The 20,296-nt window shown below is 62.9% G+C and carries 15 protein-coding genes; 12 read left to right on the plus strand and 3 right to left on the minus strand.

The genetic code is table 11. The features are described from left to right. Positions 1 to 11 precede the first annotated feature (11 nt). Both ACHHRT_RS08600 and ACHHRT_RS08605 read left to right on the plus strand, forming a co-directional pair. Positions 12 to 857, plus strand: a complete 846-nt coding sequence (locus ACHHRT_RS08600) for an HDOD domain-containing protein (protein ID WP_395499359.1) — start codon at positions 12 to 14, stop codon at positions 855 to 857. Continuing rightward, entirely contained in the window at positions 850 to 2,640 is a 1,791-nt protein-coding gene (locus tag ACHHRT_RS08605) for an ATP-binding protein (RefSeq protein ID WP_395499360.1), read from the plus strand. Before ACHHRT_RS08600 ends, ACHHRT_RS08605 begins: the two co-directional genes overlap by 8 nt. 32 nt (positions 2,641 to 2,672) lie before the next feature. Here the strand turns inward: ACHHRT_RS08605 and tsaE are convergent, their stop codons facing one another. The 3 genes from tsaE to ACHHRT_RS08620 are packed head-to-tail and all read right to left on the minus strand — an operon-like array spanning position 2,673 to position 4,495. Beyond that, positions 2,673 to 3,152, minus strand: a complete 480-nt coding sequence (tsaE, locus tag ACHHRT_RS08610; protein ID WP_395499361.1) for a tRNA (adenosine(37)-N6)-threonylcarbamoyltransferase complex ATPase subunit type 1 TsaE — start codon at positions 3,150 to 3,152, stop codon at positions 2,673 to 2,675. Positions 3,153 to 3,177: 25 nt separating this feature from the next. Continuing rightward, entirely contained in the window at positions 3,178 to 3,450 is a 273-nt protein-coding gene (locus ACHHRT_RS08615) for a hypothetical protein (protein ID WP_395499362.1), read from the minus strand. Next, positions 3,434 to 4,495, minus strand: coding sequence for an NAD(P)/FAD-dependent oxidoreductase (locus ACHHRT_RS08620; RefSeq protein ID WP_395499363.1), 1,062 nt, complete (start codon positions 4,493 to 4,495; stop codon positions 3,434 to 3,436). The genes ACHHRT_RS08615 and ACHHRT_RS08620 overlap by 17 nt, the downstream gene beginning before the upstream one ends. A 232-nt stretch (positions 4,496 to 4,727) precedes the next feature. Between ACHHRT_RS08620 and ACHHRT_RS08625 the strand changes: the two genes are divergently transcribed. The 10 genes from ACHHRT_RS08625 (at position 4,728) to ACHHRT_RS08670 (ending at position 20,296) form a co-directional block, all read left to right on the plus strand. Further along, complete coding sequence (locus ACHHRT_RS08625) at positions 4,728 to 6,104, plus strand: M23 family metallopeptidase (RefSeq protein ID WP_395499364.1); 1,377 nt, start codon at positions 4,728 to 4,730, stop codon at positions 6,102 to 6,104. A 3-nt stretch (positions 6,105 to 6,107) separates the two neighbouring features. After that, positions 6,108 to 7,958 carry a DNA mismatch repair endonuclease MutL gene (mutL, locus tag ACHHRT_RS08630; RefSeq protein WP_395499365.1) on the plus strand — a complete coding sequence of 617 codons (1,851 nt, stop codon included), beginning with the start codon at positions 6,108 to 6,110 and terminating at the stop codon, positions 7,956 to 7,958. A gap of 57 nt (positions 7,959 to 8,015) precedes the next feature. Next, positions 8,016 to 10,217 (plus strand): HAD-IIB family hydrolase, encoded by a 2,202-nt coding sequence (locus tag ACHHRT_RS08635; protein WP_395499366.1) that lies wholly within the window; start codon positions 8,016 to 8,018, stop codon positions 10,215 to 10,217. 16 nt (positions 10,218 to 10,233) lie between these two features. Then, positions 10,234 to 12,624 (plus strand): sucrose synthase, encoded by a 2,391-nt coding sequence (locus ACHHRT_RS08640; protein ID WP_395499367.1) that lies wholly within the window; start codon positions 10,234 to 10,236, stop codon positions 12,622 to 12,624. Beyond that, positions 12,624 to 13,529, plus strand: a complete 906-nt coding sequence (locus tag ACHHRT_RS08645; RefSeq protein ID WP_395499368.1) for a carbohydrate kinase family protein — start codon at positions 12,624 to 12,626, stop codon at positions 13,527 to 13,529. Before ACHHRT_RS08640 ends, ACHHRT_RS08645 begins: the two co-directional genes overlap by 1 nt. A gap of 97 nt (positions 13,530 to 13,626) precedes the next feature. Then, positions 13,627 to 14,520: a phosphoribosylaminoimidazolesuccinocarboxamide synthase gene (locus tag ACHHRT_RS08650; RefSeq protein ID WP_395499410.1), complete on the plus strand. Its 894-nt coding sequence runs from the start codon at positions 13,627 to 13,629 to the stop codon at positions 14,518 to 14,520. A gap of 16 nt (positions 14,521 to 14,536) precedes the next feature. After that, positions 14,537 to 15,040 carry a hydrogenase maturation protease gene (locus ACHHRT_RS08655; protein WP_395499369.1) on the plus strand — a complete coding sequence of 168 codons (504 nt, stop codon included), beginning with the start codon at positions 14,537 to 14,539 and terminating at the stop codon, positions 15,038 to 15,040. Between the two features lie 23 nt (positions 15,041 to 15,063). After that, on the plus strand, positions 15,064 to 18,807 hold the full coding sequence (locus ACHHRT_RS08660; protein WP_395499370.1) for a response regulator: 3,744 nt from the start codon (positions 15,064 to 15,066) through the stop codon (positions 18,805 to 18,807). Continuing rightward, a complete protein-coding gene (locus ACHHRT_RS08665; protein ID WP_395499371.1) occupies positions 18,792 to 19,637 on the plus strand; it encodes a CheR family methyltransferase in 846 nt (281 codons plus the stop codon). Before ACHHRT_RS08660 ends, ACHHRT_RS08665 begins: the two co-directional genes overlap by 16 nt. Positions 19,638 to 19,675: 38 nt before the next feature. Continuing rightward, positions 19,676 to 20,296 (plus strand): chemotaxis protein CheB, encoded by a 621-nt coding sequence (locus ACHHRT_RS08670; RefSeq protein WP_395499372.1) that lies wholly within the window; start codon positions 19,676 to 19,678, stop codon positions 20,294 to 20,296.

The following is a 20,296-nucleotide window of genomic DNA, read 5'->3' on the forward strand; positions in this document are numbered from 1 at the left end:
TGCCCACTCCCATGATGGACGCCAAAACCATAGTCCGCAAGTTCAGCGATTTCAAAACCCTGCCCCATGTCGCGCTCCGGGTGGCCCAGCTGGTCAACCAAGAGCAGGCCACCATGCACGATTTTGAGGAGGTGATCAGGCTGGACCCGGTGCTGGTTACCCGGCTGCTGCGCCTGGTCAACAGTCCCTATTTCGGTTTGGCCCGCAAGGTGGAATCGATCTCCAAGGCCGTGGTCTTCTGCGGCATCAAGCAGTTGCGCAACCTAGTGGCGGTGGAGGCCCTGCGCAGCATGTTCAAAGGGGAAGACAAACGTTTTTCCCGGGAACAGCTCTGGCTCCACTCGGCCACCGTGGCCATCCTGGCCGAGATGATTGCCAAGCGGATCTTCGGTCTGGCCGGAGATGAGGCCTTCTTGGCCGGGATTATCCATGATGTCGGCCTGGTGGCCGAGGATCAGGTGGCCGGCGAGGAGTTGCGGCTGGCCGCCGATGATTTGCGCCAGGGCAAAGGTTCGCTGACTGAGTGTGAAAGGCGCCGCCTGGGGACCGATCACTGTGAGGTTGGGGTGCTGCTGGCCCAGGAGTGGAAACTCCCCCCCGAGGTACTCAAGGCGATTCGGTTTCACCATGATCCGGAGAAAAAGTTCGCCATCCCCAGTCTCTCGGCCATTATCGTGCTGGCCGACTTCATGGCCTTTAAAATGCAGCACAATCCGGTGCCCGGCGCCCCGGTGCCCGCTCTTCCCCCCCCTCTGGCCCGGCATGTCAAAAGTATGATGGTCAACTACAAGATCATCGTCCGTGATCTGCCGGCGGAGATGGCCAAAGCCAGGGAACTTTATCACAGCGATGATTGACTCCGGCTTTGACCAAATATTTGCCGATCTGATCGACGAGCTGCGGCCCCGGGAGCTTTTTCTGCGCACCCTCTCCAACATCGTCCCCGGTGGTGGTCTGCTGCTGCTCTCCCCCGGCGGTGAGCGGTTGCGGGAAGGGGTCGTTTTTGGACTGGACGCGGAGTTGGAGGAGGAACTGGCGGCGGCGGTCGCTGCCACTTCTACCCAGAGCCAGTTCCCAGGAGTGCCGCCGGCCCGGCGGGTTGCCGCCGGCTGGCTCTACGCCTTCGCGGTGCCGGAATTCAGCGCGGTTCTGTTCTGGTGGCTGCCCGGCGAGGTTGATCTGGGCCGCGAACCGGCCGGAGCGGCCCTTTTGGTTCACGCCTTGCACTATGCCTTGCGGGCGGAGGAGCGAGAGGAGGCGGTGGCCCAGGAGGAGCAGTATCGCCGCCAGATCGAAGTGCTCAAACGCCAGCATAGCGAGCTGATCGAGGACAACTACCGCCAGTACCGCATTCATCAGGAGCGGGAGCAGGAGTACGCCCGCAACCTGGAGAGCGAAATCGCCAGGCAAACAGCCGAGTTGCGTAAGACCAACGCCCGCCTGGAGGAGATCAGTCGCCATAAGAGCGAATTTCTGGCCAATATGAGTCACGAGTTGCGGACACCGATGAACGCGATCATCGGATTTGCCGAGCTGCTGGCCAATACCCCCTTAAGCGGGGAGCAGGATGAATATTGCCGGACCATCCGCCAGGCCTCCGCCTCTCTGTTGACCCAGATTAATGACATTCTGGATCTGGCCAAGATTGAGGCCGGCAAGCTGGAGCTTGCCCCGGCCCCTTTCAATCTCGATGAGCTGCTGGCCGGGGTGACGGCGATCTTCGCCCTGAGCGCCAAAAGCAAGGGGATCAATCTCAGCGTTTATCGTGATCCTGCCCTGCCGGTGCAGCTGCTGGCCGACGGTCACCGTTTGCACCAGGTGCTGCTCAACCTGCTGGGGAACGCGGTGAAGTTCACCGAACGGGGAGGGGTTGAGCTGCGGGTCGAGCGGGTCGGGGGTGACACCGCAGGCGGACCGCTGATCCCCCTTCGTTTTGTGGTCCAGGACAGCGGGATCGGGATTCCCGCCTCCCGCTTGCGGGCGGTGTTTGAAAAGTTTACCCAGGCCGATGGCTCCACCACCCGCCGGTTCGGTGGCACCGGTTTGGGGCTGGCCATCAGCAAGCAACTGGTGGAGTTGATGGGAGGTGGCATCCAGGTGGAGAGCCGGGAAGGGGTGGGCAGCACCTTCAGTTTCGCGATCAGCCTGGCTCCGGTGGCCCAAGTTGCCCCGGGCAAGGCTCCCCGGCGGCCCATTCCCGCCTCAACCGCCGTCCCCGCCATTGTAGGCGGGCGGATTCTGCTGGTGGAAGACAATCCGGTCAATCGCCGGTTGGCTTCCCTGTTGATCGGTAAGCTGGGTTATGAGGTGGAGACGGCGGTTGATGGAGTGGAGGGTTTGGAGGCCATGCGGGAGAGCCGGTTCGATCTGGTCTTCATGGATGTGCAGATGCCGCGCATGGATGGGATTACCGCCACCCACCGGATCCGCGCCCTGGAAAACGATCCGGCCGACCGGAGCCAATACGCCACCCTGGCCGACCGCTCTTCCCCGTTGCCCATCGTCGGTCTCACCGCCCATGCCCGCAAAGAGGATGAGGAGAGCTGCTACGCCGCCGGGATGAGCGCCTTTCTAAGCAAACCCATCGATCGCCAGAAAATGGCGGCCATTCTGGAGCGGTTGCTGGCCGGCCAGGGGTGACGATGGGCCGGGGTTTGCCGCTTGCTGTTGCTTTATAGCCCGGCCAGCCGCGAGCGCCAGGAACTGCCGAAAGCGATCAGGGTGAGCCGGCGGCCGCTGGCGCCATGGAACTCCAAGGCCACCTCCAGGCGGCGATTTGGGATGAGGCCGCCCAGGCGCCCCGGCCATTCGATGACACAGACCCCCTCACCGTAAAGGTACTCCTCGATCCCCAGTTCCAGCAACTCCTCCTCGCCGCCGTCCAGACGGTAGAGATCCAGGTGGTAAAGGGGCAGCCGGCCCTGATGTTCATGGATGATGCCGAATGTGGGGCTGGTGACGAACTGATCGGCCGGTACCGCCATTCCGGCGGCAATCGCCTGGGTCAGGGTGGTCTTGCCCACCCCCAGCGCTCCCTCCAGGGTGATCACATCTCCCGGTATCACCAGTTCCCCCAGACGCCGCCCCAGATCATTGAGGCCGGCCAAATCGGCCGGTTCCAGGACCAGTTTTGGGGCCCAGTTATCGTTCATCGCAGTTTTTCCCCGGGTTATCCCGCTAAAAATCCCGCTTGTGGCAGAGGAGGCAGCGGTAGGTGGGGGGGTGGGTTTCGGGCAGGGGCCTTATTCCATCGGGCTGGTGGCAGTTTTCACAGAACTTTTCCGCCTCCTTTTTGTCCATGGCGAAGAAGGGCTGGTGGTTGTCGTCATGGGGCAGCCGGGGCGTGGTTTCCGGCGGCGCGTTCCAGAGCAGGAGAAAGATGCCCAGGCAGACGACGACAAAGATGACGTTGAACAGCCAGATCTTACCTTTGCTACTTTTTGTTCCCATGGTGGTCTCCATTGTGTGCTTTTGGCGGCAGCAGCTCCAGGGTGCCGTGATCGAGCAGGCGCCAGCGTAAGGCCCAGGCCAGGGCGTTGATGATCACCCGACTGCAAAGGGGGCGATTGGCAGTGATGGTCGTCAAACGGCGATGCATGAAGTGACGCCGTAAAAGTGCGGAAAGTTCCGGCTGATGTTGCTCGCCGGCCAGAATCGCCCGGGCCGCCGCCCGCCCGGAGTAGAGGGCGGCGGCGATCCCCTCGCCGGTGAGTCCGGAAGCCAGGCCGGCTGCGTCCCCGGCCAGCAGGATATTGCCGAAGCGGGCTCCACGATAGTCAAAGCTGACCAGGGAGGCCCGGGGACGGTCCTGGGTCAGATCCAGGCCCCGCCGGGCGGACCAGGCCCGGAACCGATCATGCAGCAGGTGGGAGGGCAGCCCGCCCCGGTAGGCGTAGACCCCCACCGAGGCACTGTCGCGGTGGGGGAAGATCCAGGCGTAGCCGTTGCCGAAAAGATCCTGGTTTAAATGCCACTCCATCTCGGGAAAGTGGCCGGAAAGCTGATAGGTGATGCCGACTCCCGCCAGTTGCAGGGGCAGGCCCAGGTGGCGGCGAACCAGGGAGTTGCTGCCGTCGGCACCCACCAGATAGCGGAACTTGAACACCCCTTGGTCGGTGTGCAGCCGTTGTTCCGTGATCCGCCGGGCCCGGACCCCGCAGAGGATTTCGGCCCCGGCGGCTTCGGCCCGTTGCCGCATCCAGTTCCCCAACTTCTCGCGGTTGATGGTGGAGATGATGGGTGAGTCGGCAGTGAGCTGAAAGTCCTGGCAGCCGGTGACCACCCGCTGGCGCTTAAAACTACGTTCAAGCAGTTGGGGGGGCAGGGCGGGGTCGAGGCTGGTGCAGGGAATGCCGCCGGCGCAGGGTTTGGGGCCCACCTGGTCCTGCCGCTCCAGGACCACCACCTCCACTCCGGCTCCGGCCAGGGTGGCGGCCGCCGCCAGGCCCGCCGGGCCGGCGCCGACGATCAGGGTATGGACGGAAGTCGAGCTCATGGCGCAGGGTGGTAGTAGCTCTGGGCGACCAAAGTCGAATTTCACCAGCGAAAAATGACCGATCACCAATTTAAAAAGTGCATCAATACACTATTTCCCCGGCAACGCAAAAGGAAAATAGCCACTGCACCCTACCTTTTCATGGGCGGCTGTGTTAGAATCCTGCCAGTTTGTGCGTTAAACATTTTTTTCATCCCGCCCTCAACCTTTATTCCTTGTCCTGGAGTGTGTCATGAGTCTTGAGCCCATCGAAAAACGGGGGAGTAAAACCTACCCTTCCCTCGCGTTCTATATTCTGTTGATCCTGGCGGTTTTGTTGGTGCCCTTGCTGGTGCTGCTGGCTCGGCTGCATGAGGGGGAGCCGCCCCGGCCCGCCCTGGCTGGGGAGCTGACCCGCCTGGGCCTGAGCGGTGAAATTGCCGTGCAGGCCGACGATACCGGCCGGGGTCTGCGGCAGGTGACGGTATTTCTGCGCCAGGGGCAGCGAGAGGTTGAGTTGTTACGGCGGGATTTTCCCCGGCGCAGCTGGATATTTCAGGCCGGACCGGAGAGTTTCAGTGAGGTGATCGAGGTGGCGCCCCGCGAACTGGAGCTTGGCGACGGTCGGGCCGACCTGATTTTGCGGGCCGTGGATCACTCCTGGCGCAACTGGCTGGCCGGCAACCGCAGCGAGACCATCATTCCCCTGGTGATCGATACCCGACCGCCGGTGATCAGCGTGGGCCAGGCGACCCGCTATGTGCGGGCCGGCGGCAGCGGTCTGGTCCGCTACACCATCGACGAGGAGGTGGCCGGCCACGGGGTGATGCTCAACGGCCACTTCCACCCCGGCTTTCCGCTCTCGGCCGAACGCGCCGGCGAGTATCTGGCCTATATCGGCCTGTCCTATGATACCGAAGAGATCAGCGAAGCGGTGGTGGTGGCCGAGGATCTGGCCGGCAACCTGGGGCGGGCCGGCTTTGGTATCAACCTGCGCCGGGTGCAGCAGACCGCTGACCGGATCAATGTTTCTGAAAACTTTCTCCGGGCCAAACTGCCGGAATTTGCCGATCATTACCCGGAGCTTGCCGGCTCCTATCTGGAACAGTACCTTTATGTCAACCGGACGGTGCGGCAGATGAATGATCAGAGAATCGCGGAACTGTGCCGCGACTCCCATCCGGAACGGCTCTGGGAGGGAGGTTTTTCCCGGATGGCCCGCAGCAGTCAGCGGGCCGGCTTTGCTGATCGGCGCAGCTACTTTTATGATGGACGGAAGATCGACGAACAGGTCCATCTCGGGGTGGATCTGGCTTCGGTTCGCCACGCCGAGATCGAGGCGGCCAATAACGGCATCGTGGTCTTTGCCGAATATTTGGGAATTTACGGTAATGTCGTCATCCTTGATCATGGCCAGGGAGTTTTCAGCCTCTATTCCCACTTGAGCCGGATCAGTGTCGAGGTGGGCCAGCGGGTTGAACGGGACGATCTCCTGGGCTACAGCGGGGTCACCGGGATGGCGGGGGGGGATCATCTCCATTTCAGCATGCTGGTTAACGGAGTTTTTGTCGATCCCGTCGAGTGGTGGGATCGCAACTGGGTCAACAACCAACTTACCGTGGGGCGGTAACACTTGTCGGCGATCAGAATTCTGTCCGAACAGCTGGCCAATCAGATCGCCGCCGGCGAGGTGGTGGAGCGACCCGCCTCGGTGGTCAAGGAGTTGCTGGAAAACGCGGTGGACGCCGGAGCCCGGACCATCACCGTTCAGGTGGAGGGCAACGCCACCGCCTGTATCCGGGTGATCGACGACGGGGGCGGCATGGACGCCGACGATCTGCTGCTCTGTCTGGAGCGCCATGCCACCAGTAAGCTCCGCGATCAGGCCGGGATGACCGCCATCAAGACCCTGGGCTTCCGGGGCGAGGCTCTGCCCAGTATCGCCTCGGTCAGCCGGCTGCGGATCGTTTCCCGCCCTGGGGGGGCTGATCTGGGTGGCCAGGTGGAGGTCAGCTTCGGCACCGTGCGCCGGGTGTTGGAGGCGGGAGCTCCCCGTGGCACCAGTATCGAGGTGCGCGATCTCTTCGGCAACGTTCCGGCCCGCCGTAAATTTCTGAAAACCCCGCGCACCGAACTCTACCATGTGGAGGAGTGCGTTAAGAATTGCGGCCTGGCCTTCCCCGCCATTGGCCTGCACTATCAGGTGGATGGCCGCACGGTCCTGCAGTGGCCGGCGGAGGTTGATGACGCCGCGGCCCGGATTCGCCGGCTGCTGGCTGCGGGGGGAGGTGGGGACCTGATCACCGTCGAGGTGGGGGAGGAGATCGAGGTGTTCGGCTTGCTGCTCCTGCCCGAAGAGACCCCGGCCACCGGGGGCAGGCTGCGAGTTTTTGTCAACGACCGACCGGTGCGGGATCGGATGATCGGCCACGCGGTGGCTGAAGGGTTGCGGAATCAGCTGGCCCGGGGCCGTCAGCCGGCGGGAGTCATTTTTATCCGCCTTGATCCGGCCCTGGTGGATGTCAATGTTCATCCCACCAAGCAGGAGATCCGTTTTCAGCGGGCCCCTGCCGTTCATGACGCGGTCCGCCAGGCGGTGGCCGCCGCCGTCGGCCGCCATGAGCAACAGCGGCGTCGGACCCTTTTCGGCCCCCCCGGGGGTAAACCGGCCCCCGCCCGGCCCCTCGCCGAGGAGGTCGCGCCGGTGGACCAGGGACAAAAGGCGGAACCGCGGCCCCTGGTATCCCGCCACCTCCCCTGGTCGGCCTCCGTCCAGCGGACCGACGAACAGGTGGCGGAAAGCTTGCCCGATTTTGCCGTCGCTCCGGCGGCCCCGGCCCGTGGCACCCAGTCGGTACCGGCAAGGCAGGTTGTCGAGGTTGGGGAGCTGGCCGCGGATGCTGAGCAACCGGGGCCGCCCCGGCTACTGGGCCAGGTACTCGCCTCCTATATCCTTTGTGAAAGCGGAGGGGGGCTGTTGGCGGTGGATCAGCACGCCGCCCATGAGCGACTGCTCTTTGAGCGCTTGCGCCGCCAGTACGGGGAGCAGGGGCTGGCCCGTCAGGCCCTGCTCTTTCCGGTGGTTCTCGAGCTCAATCCCGCCGAGGCGGCGGTGGTGGAAAATCGGGCCGGGGAGATCACCCGCCTGGGCCTGGAGCTTGCCCCCTTTGGCGGCAACAGCTACCTGGTCAAGGCGGTGCCGGCCCTGTTGGCCAGGAGAGCGCCGGCGGAGATAGCGGCGGGAGTGCTGGCCGGTTTTCTGGAGGATGGCCCGGCCAAGCAGAGCGAAGCCACCCTGGAGCAGGTGCTGGCCGGGATGGCCTGTCAGGCGGCGATCAAGGCCGGGCAACGCCTGGAGCCCGAGGAGATGGAACGGTTGCTTCTGGAGATGCAGACGGCCGGAATCTTCTCCCGTTGTCCCCATGGGCGTCCGGTTTTTCGCCGCTTTGAACCCGAGGAGATGAAGAGATGGTTTCATCGCTGAGTTGAAAGGGGAGGGGCCAACGGCCGCCTACCCGACTTCCGCGGCAAGGAGCAGCTTATGACCGGAAAGCAGGAACTTTACGTCCAGATGTTCAGCGTCCACGGCTTGGTTCGGGGGGAAGCCCCGGAGCTGGGCAGAGATGCCGATACCGGCGGGCAGGTCAAATATGTGCTCGAATTGGCCCGGGCCCTGGGCCGACGGCCCGAGGTGGGGCGGGTTGAGTTGGTCACCCGGCTGATCGATGATCGGGCCATCTCCCAGGATTACGCCCGCCCGGTGGAGCCGCTCAGTGCCGAGGCTCGGATTGTCCGGGTTCAGTGCGGTGGCCGCAAATATCAGCGTAAAGAGCTGCTTTGGCCCCATCTTGACGAGATGGTGGACAAAACCGTCAAGTACATCAAAAAACAGGGTCGGATCCCCGATATCTTCCATGGCCATTACGCCGATGGCGGATATGTGGCCCGGGAGCTGGCCTCCTTTTTCGGTACCCCCTTCGTGTTTACCGGTCACTCCATGGGGGCCCACAAGAAGGGCAAGCTGTTGAGTGAGGGGCTGAGCAGCGACGAGATCAACCGCCGTTATCACATCGATCACCGGATCGGGGTGGAGGAGCGGGTGATCCGCGATTCGGAACAGATCATCGTCAGCACCCGCCATGAGATCGACAAACAGTACTCCCTCTACGAAAGTTTCGCCGCCGGCAGTTATAACGTGGTTCCCCCCGGCATCGATATCGAAATTTTTTACCCCTATTACCACAATCAGCTCGATCAGCAGAACGGCGGCGATGAGCTGGCCCGGCAGGTCAGGGCCATGCTGCTGCGGGAGTTGCAGCGTTTCTGGAACTCCACCCACAAGCCGATCATCCTGGCGTTGTGCCGCCCCGACCAGCGCAAGAATATCGCCGGCCTGATCAAGGCCTACGGTGAGGACAAGGATCTGCAGGCCATTGCCAATCTGGCGATTTTCGCCGGCATTCGCAAGGATATTTCCACCATGGAGGAGAATGAGCGCAATGTCCTGACCGAGATGCTGCTGCTGATGGACACCTATGACCTCTACGGCAAGCTGGCGATTCCCAAAAAACATAATTTTTCCCTGGAGGTGCCCGAGCTTTACCGGCTTTGCGCCGACAGCCGCGGGGTCTTCGTCAATCCCGCCCTGGTGGAGCCCTTCGGCCTGACCCTGGTGGAGGCGGCTTCCACCGGCTTGCCCATTGTCGCCACCCGGGATGGAGGGCCCTCCGATATCATCGCCAACTGTGAGAACGGTCTGCTGATCGACCCCACTTCCAGCGCGGAAATCGCCGAGGCCTGCAAGCGGATCCTGGTGGACCGGGAGCTGTGGGACAAGTTCTCCCGCAACGGGATCATCGGGGTCCGCAATCACTACTCCTGGGAATCCCATTGTGCCACCACTGTCGAGGTCTATGATCAGGCCCTGGCGGCCATGCCCCGGATCAGCCCCGAGGCGGCGGCCCAAAAACCCCGGGCCATCGGGAAGCGGCTGGCCGAGGTGGATCGCTTGCTGATCACCGATATTGACAACACCCTGGTGGGGGATGAGCCGGCCATGCGGGAGCTGTTGGAACTGCTGGATCAGCATCGGCAAAAAGTGGCCTGGGGTCTGGCCACCGGCCGGAGTCTGGAGGCCACCCGGCTACTGTTGACCGAACATGATATCCCGGCCCCGGATATCATCATCGCCGCAGTGGGAACCGAGATCTACTACGGCCCCGATTTCGGGGGCGACAATGGCTGGCAGCAACACTTGAGCCACCAGTGGAAACCGGCGGCCATTCGCAAGGCATTGGCCTCCCTCTCCTTCCTCGACCCCCAGGAGGGGGAGAGTCAGCACCCCTTCAAGATCAGCTACTTCATGGCCGATGACCGGGAACAGCTGGCCAGGGTCCATTTCGCCCTCCAAAAGAGAAAGTTGCACTACACCCTGGAGTTTTCCCACGGCCAGTTTCTCGACATCCTGCCCTACCGGGCCTCCAAGAGCAAGGCGCTGCGCTATCTCAGCTACAAATGGAACATCCCTTTGCCCGGCATCATGATCTGCGGTGATTCCGGCACCGACGCCCAGATGCTGCGGGGCGATACCTGCGGGGTGGTGGTTGGCAACTATAGCAAGGAGCTGGAGTCGTTGCGGGGCCAGCGCAAGATGTATTTCAGTAAAAAGGAGTATGCCGCCGGGATCCTGGACGGCATCCGTCACTACCAGTTCCTTCAGGAACCGGTCAGTAAAGAGAAATAACGGGAGTTAAAGATAGATGGCTGACGATCTAAGCAGTTTTGTCGAGGAGCAGGAGATCCCGCAGTTGCGCGAATTTTTGCTGGGCCTGGAGCCCCCCGAGCCGCCCCTGCTGCTGCGCAACGATATCCTGATGGCCTTCCACGCCTATTGCGAGCAGCATCCGGAGGCCGGTGACTTGGCCGGTTCCTGGCGTTTTTTGCGCAAAACCCAGGAGATCCTCTTTGCCGCCGATCTGCTGATCATCATCTATCGCCACCGGCGGGCCAACTGCCGGATCTTTGCCTTGAGCCCGGAGAACGATCAGCTCACGGCGCTCTCGGTCCTCGATTTTCTGACCCTCAAGGAGCGGTTGCTCCGGCCTGAACTGCCGCCCCAGCAGCGCACCCTGGCCCTGGATCTGGCCCCTTTCTACGATTATGGCCCCGGCTTGAAGGACCCCAACACCATCGGCCAGGGGATCAAGTTCCTCAATCGTCACATGTCGGGCAACCTGGCCAACCATCCGGAGAAATGGAACCGCTCCCTCTACGAATTCCTCAAGCTGCATCAGTTGCACGGGGTGCAGCTGCTGCTCAACGGAACCCTGGTGGGCAACTCGGAAGGGCTGGAAGCCGCCCTGGGGCAAGCGATGGATTTCCTCGAGCGTTGTCGCTATCCCGATGATCTGGCCAGAATCTACCAGCGGCTGGCCAAGTTCGGTTTTCTGGAGGGTTGGGGGGATTCCCTGCCTCGGATTCTGGAGACCATGCATCTGCTCCAGGATATCCTGGAGCAGCCCGATGAAGCCAATCTGGAGGAGTTTCTCTCCCGGATCCCCATGGTCTCCAAGGTGGTGCTGCTCAGCCCCCACGGCTGGTTCGGTCAGGATAACGTGCTGGGCCGGCCCGATACCGGCGGGCAGGTGGTTTACGTGCTGGACCAGGCCAAGGCCCTGGAAGAGTTCCTGACTGGGGACCTGAAGAGCGCCGGCCTGGATATCGAACCCAAAATATTGATCATCACCCGGTTGATTCCGGAAAACGAGGGCACCACCTCCGATCAGCGTCTGGAGAAGGTGAAGGGCACCGCCAATGTCTGGATTCTGCGGGTGCCCTTCCGCTATCCCGACCAGAGCGTGGTGCCCCACTGGATCTCCCGCTTCCGGATCTGGCCCTATCTGGACCAGTTCGCGGTGGATGCCGAGGAGGAGCTTCGTCGGGAACTGGGGGGGCGGCCGGATCTGATCGTCGGCAACTATTCCGATGGCAACCTGGTGGCCACCCGGCTCTCCAAAAGCATGGGGGTGATTCAGTGTAACATCGCCCACGCCCTGGAAAAATCCAAGTATCTCTATAGCGACCTTTACTGGCATCAATTTGAGCAGGATTACAACTTTTCCATTCAGTTCATGGTTGACCTGATTGCCATGAACCAGGCCAACTTCATCATCACCAGCACCGCCCAGGAGATCACCGGCACCGACAACAGTATCGGTCAGTACGAATCCTACCAGTTTTTCACCATGCCGGGACTGATCAACGTGGTCAGTGGGATCAACCTCTTTCATCCCCGGTTCAACGTGATCCCTCCCGGGGTCAGTCAGGAGATCTATTTCCCCTACAACCGCAAGCGTTCACGGCCGGCCAAGATGCGCAAACAGGTCAGCGATCTGCTCTTCAGCACCGAGGATGGTGATTGCCTGGGCCGGTTGGCCGAACCGGACAAACCCCCGATCTTCACCATCGCCCGTCTGGACCGGATCAAGAATCTCACCGGTCTGGTGGAGGCCTATGGCCAGGATCAGGAGCTACGGCAGCGGGCCAACCTGGTCATGGTGGCCAGCGTGGTGGATCCGGAGCGCTCCAAGGACGCCGAGGAGGCGGCGGAGATCCGCAAAATGCACGGCCTGCTCGACCAGTATCAACTCCATGGCCAGGTGCGCTGGATCGGCAAGTTCCTGGGCAAGCGGGAGACCGGCGAGGCTTACCGGATTGTGGCCGACCGGGGAGGGATCTTTGTCCAGCCCGCCCTCTTCGAGGCCTTCGGCCTGACCATCCTGGAGGCGATGCATTCGGGATTGCCGGTTTTTGCCACCCAGTTCGGCGGACCCCTGGAGATTATTGAGCATGAACACTCGGGTTTTCTGATCAACCCCGCCGATCCGGCCTCGATGACCGCCCGGTTGAACGAATTCTTCCGTCACTGTGCCGAGGATTCCCGCCATTGGCAGGGTTTTTCCCGCCGGGCCCTGGAGCGGGCCCAGTCCCGCTTCACCTGGCCCCTGCACTGTCGGAAACTGACCAGGCTGACCAAGGTTTACGGCTTCTGGCGCTACTCCATCTCCCAACAGGCCAAGACCCGGCTCAACCAGTACAGTGAACTTCTTTATCACCTCTACTTCAAGGAGCGGGCCGGGCGCCTGTCGTGATGATGATTGTCTCGGTTGGTGAAGTGGTGTGGGATATCTTTCCCGAGCGGGAGGTGCTGGGTGGCGCCCCGATCAATGTGGCTTACCATCTGGCCGTCCAGGGCTTACCGGTACGGGTGATCACCCGGGTGGGCCGGGATCAGCTGGGTGAGGCCACCGTTGCCCGCCTGGCGGAGTTGGGGCTCCCCCTGAAGGGAGTGCAGCGGGATGAGGGGCTCCCCACCGGCCGGGTGGTGGTGAGCTTCGGCCCGGACCGGGAGCCGTCCTATGAGATCGTCTCCCCCGCCGCCTGGGACAATATCGAGCCCGCCGCCGCCCTGGCCGCCGCCGGGCGGGAGCCCTTTGCCCTGGTGTTCGGCACCCTGGCCCAGCGCGATCCCTGTTCCCGTCGGGCCATCCAGGCCCTGGCCGCCGCCGCCCGCTTCTGTTTCTACGATGTCAACCTCAGGCCTCCCTTCACCTCCCGGGAGCTGGTGCTCGACTCTTTGCAGCATGCCGATCTGGTCAAGGTTAACGGTGCTGAGTTGGAACAGCTGGGGGCTTGGCTTGGGTTGGCCACCGCCGACTCCGTCGACCCTGCCGGCCGGCGGGAGCTGGCGGTGGCGATCCGGGAGCGCTACCGGTTGGCGGCCCTGGTGGTCACCGAGGGGGCGGAGGGGGCCTGGGTGGTGGCCGCCGCCGGTTTTTTTGCCGGAGCCGGGGAACCGGCGCGGGTGGTGGACACGGTGGGGGCGGGAGATGCCTTCTTCGCCGCCCTGATCGCCGATTACTCCGCCCATAACCCGGGTTGGACCGACTTGTCCGCCGCCATCCCCTGGTCGGAGATCCTGCGGCGGGCCAATCGCCGCGGAGCCTACGTGGCGTCGCGGCCAGGCGCCACGCCCCCCATGCCCGCCGATCTCTGACCGGTTTGGCCGGCGGTTAACTGTTTACGCCGCGGCGGTTTGGCGTTATCGTGCCCCAAACAGCCGTCGACCCCCCAAACAACCCATGGAACCAGTGATGAACGACCCCGTCTATGAAACCAGTTTTGCCGGCCTCAAACTGCTGCACCGGGGCAAGGTCCGCGATCTTTACCAGGTGGAAGAGCACCTGCTGATGGTTGCTTCCGATCGGATCTCCGCCTACGACGTGGTGATGAAGGAGCCCATTCCCGGCAAGGGCGAGATTCTCACCAGGATGTCCCTGTTCTGGTTTGATTACCTCAAGGATATCCTGCCCAACCACCTGCTCAGCGCCGATCCGGCCGCCTATCCCGCCGCCTGTGCCCCATATCGGGAGCAGTTGCGGGGCCGGAGCATGCTGGTCAAGAAGGCCCGGCCCCTGCCGGTGGAGTGTATAGTCCGGGGGTATCTCTCCGGCAGCTTCTGGCAGGCATATCGACAGAACCCCACGGTTTGCGGTTTTAAGCTCCCCGCGGGGATGGAGGAATCGGAGAAGCTGCCCGAACCGCTCTTCACCCCTTCCACCAAGGCCGCTTTGGGCAGCCACGATGAAAATATCTCCCTGCAACAGATGGAGGAGCTGCTGGGCCGGGAGCTGACCGAGCAGGCCCGGCGGGCCAGTCTGGCGCTTTACCGTCGGGCCGCGGAGTACGCTCTCAAGCAGGGGATCATTATCGCCGACACCAAGTTCGAGCTGGGGCTGGATGAAAATGATCGCCTGATCCTGATCGATGAGGTCCTCACCCCCGACTCATCCCGCTTCTGGCCGGCGGATCGCTATCGGCCGGGAGCTGGGCAGCCCAGTTTCGATAAACAGTATCTGCGGGATTATCTCAGCTCCCTTGACTGGCCCAAGTCGCCCCCGCCGCCGCCGCTGCCCGCGGAGATCATTGCCAAAACCGCCAGCCGTTACCGGGAGGCCCTGGAACGGCTTACCGGCGGGCGGCGGTAGGCTTTCCCGGCGGCAGATGGCGAATACCATCGTGATCGGTCTGGGCAATCCGCTGCTGGCCGACGATGGGGTTGGTCTGCAGGTTGCCGGGTTGCTGCGGGATTGTTTGCCTCCCGGTGCCGGCGTCCGGGTGGTCACCGCCGGGAGTGGCGGGTTGGGGCTGCTGGAATTGATGGTGGGTTACCAGCGGGCCCTGATTATCGACGCCATGTTGAGCGGAACCCGGGCGCCGGGGAGTGTGGCCCGGTTGGCGGTGGCTTCCGCCGGGCCGGCGCGTCATCTTGCCGGTAGCCATGGGGGGGATCTGGCCGCCCTGCTCCGTTTGGGCCGCTCCCTCGACCTGGCCCTGCCCGAGAGGGTCGAGCTGATCGGGATCGAGGCCGCCGAGGTGGACCGGTTCGCGGAAGAGCTGAGCCGGTCGGTGGCGGCGGCCCTCCCGGTGGCTTTGTCCCTGGTGCGTGAACTGCTTGCTTTGGAGCGACCGAGTCCTTGGGTGACCGGCCAGGTCGATCAACCGTAAACCAACGATCAGGGTGATGACGGATGAAGCTCTCCCTTTACTATCGGGTCTTGCTGGCCGCCCTGGTTTCGGCCCTGGTCGCCGTGTTGCTGGCGGTGCTGGCGGGTTCCTATGGCGCCGCTCCGGCGCCGCTGGTCTGGGTGGCGACCCTGCTGCTGGTTGCCGGTGCGGCCGGGGGGATCTCCTGGTTTTTCGTGGCCCCGGTTTTGGGGGATCTGCGGAAAATGGGCGACTGGCTGACCGCTTTTGCCCATGGTGATGAACCCGAGGAGCTGGCTGCGGTTGGTCTCGGGGACTGTGCCGGGGCCCTGGCCGGTTTTCACCGGTTGGCGGCCTGGCGGCGGGAACTGCTGGAGGTCTGCTGGGCGGCCCGGGAGGGGGATCTCAGCCGTCGTCTGACGCCGCTGGGAAGCGGGGATCTGCTGGCTGACGGTTTCAACGGGGTGCTCACCGATCTGCACCAGGCCAATCTCCAGTACGCCGAGGCGATCAGCTACCTGCACGCCATTCCGACCCCCATCCAGGTGGTGGGTCGGGAGATGAACATCCGGTTCATCAACCAGGCCGGCGCCCGTTCGGCCCGGTTGGCGGTGGGCCAGTGCATCGGGAAAAAGTGCCACGAGCTTTTCCGCACCCGGGACTGCAATTCCGATCGCTGCCGGGTGGCGCGGGCCATGGTGCAAAATCGGGCCCTGACCGGGGAAAATATAATTGTTACCCCCAAGGGCGATGCCCCCTACCGTTACACGGCCGCGCCCCTTAAGGATGATAACGGCCGGATCGTGGGGGCGGTGGAATATATCGTCGATATCCGGGATGAAATGCGGGTGGCGGCCATGGCCGAGGCGATCTCCCAGGGAGATTACCAGATCAGCATCGAGCCCCGTTCGGAAGATGATCGCTTGAGCCATGCCCTCAACCGGATGGCCGCCACCCTGCGGGAGCTGGCCGGCAAGCAGGTGGAAGATCGCTGGCTGAGCAATGGGATAACCACGGTGGGGGACCGTTTGCATGGGGAGCATGACGCCCTCAGCCTGGCCCACAACATCCTGGAGGCCATGGTCGAGGTGCTGGACGTCCAGGCGGCCGCCTTCTATCTGGCCCAGGACGCGGAAAATCTCCGTTTAATAAAGACCCATGGCGCCGGCGGCGAAGTCGCCGCCCGGCAGAAGGTGCATTGTGGCGAAGGCCTGATCGGCCGGGCCCTGCAACAGGGGCGGGTGCTGATCGTCAACGATCTGCCGCCGGGTTATCTCAAGATCTCTTCCGCGCTGGGGGAGGCCGATGCCACCGCTTTAGCGGTGATGCCGGTCTATTTTGAAAATGAACTCCGCTGCCTGATCGAGCTGGGAACCCATCGGGCCTTCAGCCCCCGTGAGGAACTGCTGCTCCAGCGGGTGGCGGAAAATATCGGGGTGGCGGTGCATACCACCGACGCTCGGCACCAATTGGCCCGGTTGCTGGAGACCACTCAGGAGCAGGCCGAGAGGCTGCAGGTCCAGCAGGAGGAGCTGCGCCAGACCAATGCCGAACTCCAGGAACAGGCCCGGGCCCTGGCCGCTTCCGAGGGGCAACTGCAGGTTCAACAGGAGGAGTTGCGGGTTACCAACGAGGAGTTGGAGGAGCGCGGCAAAGTCCTGGCCGAAAACAACCGGGAGCTGCAGCTGGCCCGTAAACAGCTGGAGGAAAAGGCCCGCGATCTGGAGACCTCCGGGCGCTACAAGTCGGAGTTTCTGGCCAACATGAGCCATGAGCTGCGAACCCCCCTCAACAGTATTCTGATCCTCTCCCAGCTGCTGGCCGCCAACAAGGAGCAGAACCTGCTGCCCAAACAGGTTGAGTTTGCCGCCACCATCCATAACTCCGGCTCCGATCTGCTCCACCTGATCAACGAGGTCCTTGATCTTTCCAAGATCGAAGCCGGGCGGATGGAGATCAGTCCCGAGGATGTAAACCTGAAGAGCATGCTCAACTCGCTGCTGGGGATCCTCCAACCCCTGGCCGAGCAGAAACGGTTGCGTTTGGTCAGTGAACTGGCGGGGGAGCTTCCCGAGGCCATCTTCACCGATGAGTCCCGGCTGCGGCAGATCTTGAAAAATCTGCTCTCCAACGCCCTCAAATTTACCGAAGCGGGGGAGGTCAGGCTCCAGGTCGGCCGTCCCCGCCCGGAGGAGCTGCCGTCGGGTTTGGAGTTGCCCGCCGAGCGGGCGCTCTTTTTCCGGGTGAGCGACAGCGGCATCGGGATTGCCGCCGATAAACTGGAGGTGGTTTTCGAAGCCTTCAAGCAGGCCGACGGCGCCACCAGCCGCAAGTTTGGCGGTACCGGCCTGGGGCTTTCGATCTCCCGGCAGTTGGCCCAGCTGTTGGGAGGGGCCCTGACCGTGACCAGTCAGGAGGGCAAGGGCAGCGCCTTTACCCTTTGGTTGCCGGAAACCCTGGAGTCGCGGCGGGAACCGGCCCCGCGGCAGGGGCCGACCCCGCGCCAACGGCCGGTCGAAGTGGTGGCGGCGGCCGGAGCCGGCGGGGAGGAGCCGCCGGCTCCGGCCGCCACTCCCTTGGTCCCCGATGACCGCCGTTCGGTGGCCCGAGGCGACAAGAGTCTGCTGATCATCGAAGATGACGAGGCCTTCGCCTCGCTGCTGCTCGATCTTGCCCGGGAGCGGGGCTACAAGGGGCTGGTGGCCGAGGATGGGGAGACCGGTCTCCATCTGGCCGATTACTACCGTCCCAGCGGGATCATTCTCGACATGGGACTGCCCGGCATCAGTGGCCGGGAGGTGATGGACCGGCTTAAGAAAAACCCTGAAACCCGGCACATCCCCGTCCATTTTATCTCCGCCAGCGATCAGAGCCACGACGTGATGCAGCTTGGGGCCATCGGCTTTCTCACCAAACCGGTGAGCGTGGAGAAGCTGGAGCAGGTTTTTGGCCGCATCGAAAAACTCCTGGAGAGCTCGGTCAAGAGATTGCTGGTGGTGGAGGATGATCCGGTCCAGCGTCAGGCCATTCTGGCCCTGATCGGTGCCGGGGGTGATGTGGAGGTGGTGGAGGCGGCCAACGGCGAGGAGGCTTACCGATTGCTGCAGAACGAGCATTTCGATTGCGTTATCCTCGACCTGGGGCTGGGCGACATGAGCGGTTTTGAGTTGCTGACCATGGTCAAGGAGAATGAGCGGATCTCCCGGATTCCCATCGTGATCTACACCGGGCGGGAGATCGACCCCGACGAGGAGGAGCGTCTGCAACAGTATGCCGACTCGATCATCATCAAAGGGGTGCGCTCGCCGGAACGGCTGCTGGATGAAACCACCCTTTTCCTCCATCGGGTGGAGAAGAGCCTGCCCAGCCAGCAGCAGGAGATCCTCAACTCTCTGCACTGTCGGGGGGCGGCATTCAAGGGCCGGACCGTACTGCTGGTCGATGACGACATGCGTAATATCTTCGCCCTTTCCAGTGTGCTGGAGGAGAACGGGCTGGAGATCGTGGTGGCCCGCAACGGGGTTGAGGCCCTGGCCAAGCTGGCGGAGCACCCGGAGATCGACCTGGTGCTGATGGATATCATGATGCCCGAGATGGACGGCTATGAAGCGATGCGGCGGATCCGCCTCGATCCCGCCCGGGGTGAGCTGCCGATCATCGCCCTCACCGCCAAGGCGATGCGGGGTGACAAGGACAAATGCCTGGCGGCCGGGGCCAACGACTATCTGGCCAAGCCGGTGGACACCGAGCGGCTGCTCTCCCTGCTGCGGGTATGGCTCTATCGATGAAGGATCAGGCCCAGGAGATAGAAGATCTGGAGATCTCCCTGCTGCTGGAGGGGATCTTTCGCCATTATGGCTACGACTTTCGCGACTACTCGTTGGCCCATCTCCGCCGGCGCCTGCGCCATCGCCTGGAGCTGGCCGGCCTGGCGGACCTGGGGGCCATGCTGCACCGGGTCCTCAGTGACCGGGGCTTTTTTGAACTGCTGCTGCGGGATCTTTCCATCAACGTCACCGAAATGTTTCGTGATCCCACATCCTACCGGCGGATTCGTGAGGATGTGGTGCCCCTGCTCAAAACCTACCCCTTTGTCAAAATCTGGCATGCCGGCTGCGCCACCGGGGAGGAGGTCTACTCCATGGCCATCCTGCTCCACGAGGAGGGGCTGCTGGAACGGTGCCGGCTTTATGCCACCGATTTCAACCAGGTGGCGCTGAAAAAAGCTGCGGCGGGGATCTATCCCCTGGAGCAGGCCCGCCTCTATTCGGCCAATTACCAGAAGAGCGGCGGCCGGGGATCGTTGAGTGATTACTACCAGACCGATCATGAAAACATCCTGCTCAAAAGCTGGTTGCGTAAACGGGTGGTTTTCGCCGACCATAATCTGGTGACCGACAGCGTTTTCAGCGAGGTACAGCTGGTGGTTTGCCGCAACGTGGTGATCTATTTCAACCGGGAGCTGCAGGAGCGGATTTTCCGCACCTTTCTGGACAGTCTCTGCCCCGGCGGCCTGCTCTGGCTCGGCTCCAAGGAGTCTTTGAAACTGCTGAAGATAGCGGATCGTTTCAAGGAGTTGTACCCGGCGGAAAAGATTTTCAAGAAACGCTTGCAATGAGGTCGGTGGTCCAGTTAATGAAAGATCAGGGGAGCTTGATGCTTGCCGGTCGGCCGCCCCGCTTTTACCGGGCGGTGGTGATGGGGGTTTCCGCCGGGGGCCTGGCGGCTCTGCGAACCATTCTGGCCGAGCTGCCGGCCGCTTTCCCGGTGCCGCTGGTGGTGGTCCAGCACCGGGGTCCCGAGGATGACGGCTTTTTGGCCCACTACCTGGACCAGCATTGCCCCCTGCGGGTCAAGGATGCCGAAGATAAGGAGCCGGCTGTTCCCGGCACGGTCTATCTGGCCCCGGCCAATTATCACCTGCTGCTGGAAGATGATGGTAGTTTCGCGTTATCTCTGGAAGGGCGAGTCAAATTCGCCAGACCCTCTATCGACCTCCTTTTTGAAAGCGCGGCGGATGTATATGGCGCGGCCCTGGTGGCCATTGTCCTGACCGGGGCCAACGATGACGGCAGCCGGGGGCTGGCGGCAGTCAAGCGCCGAGGGGGGCTGGTGGTGGTCCAGGACCCGGCCACCGCCGAAGCCGTCGCCATGCCGGAGGCGGCCATCAAAACGGTCGCGGTGGATTTTGTCCTGCCGTTGCCGGCCATTGGCCCACTACTGGTCAAACTTTATACCGCTGCCCGTGATAGTCAGCGGGGCTGGTCCAATCTTTAA

The sequence above is a fragment of the Desulfurivibrio modestus genome (assembly GCF_044068625.1).
In the GTDB taxonomy this organism is placed as follows: domain Bacteria; phylum Desulfobacterota; class Desulfobulbia; order Desulfobulbales; family Desulfurivibrionaceae; genus Desulfurivibrio.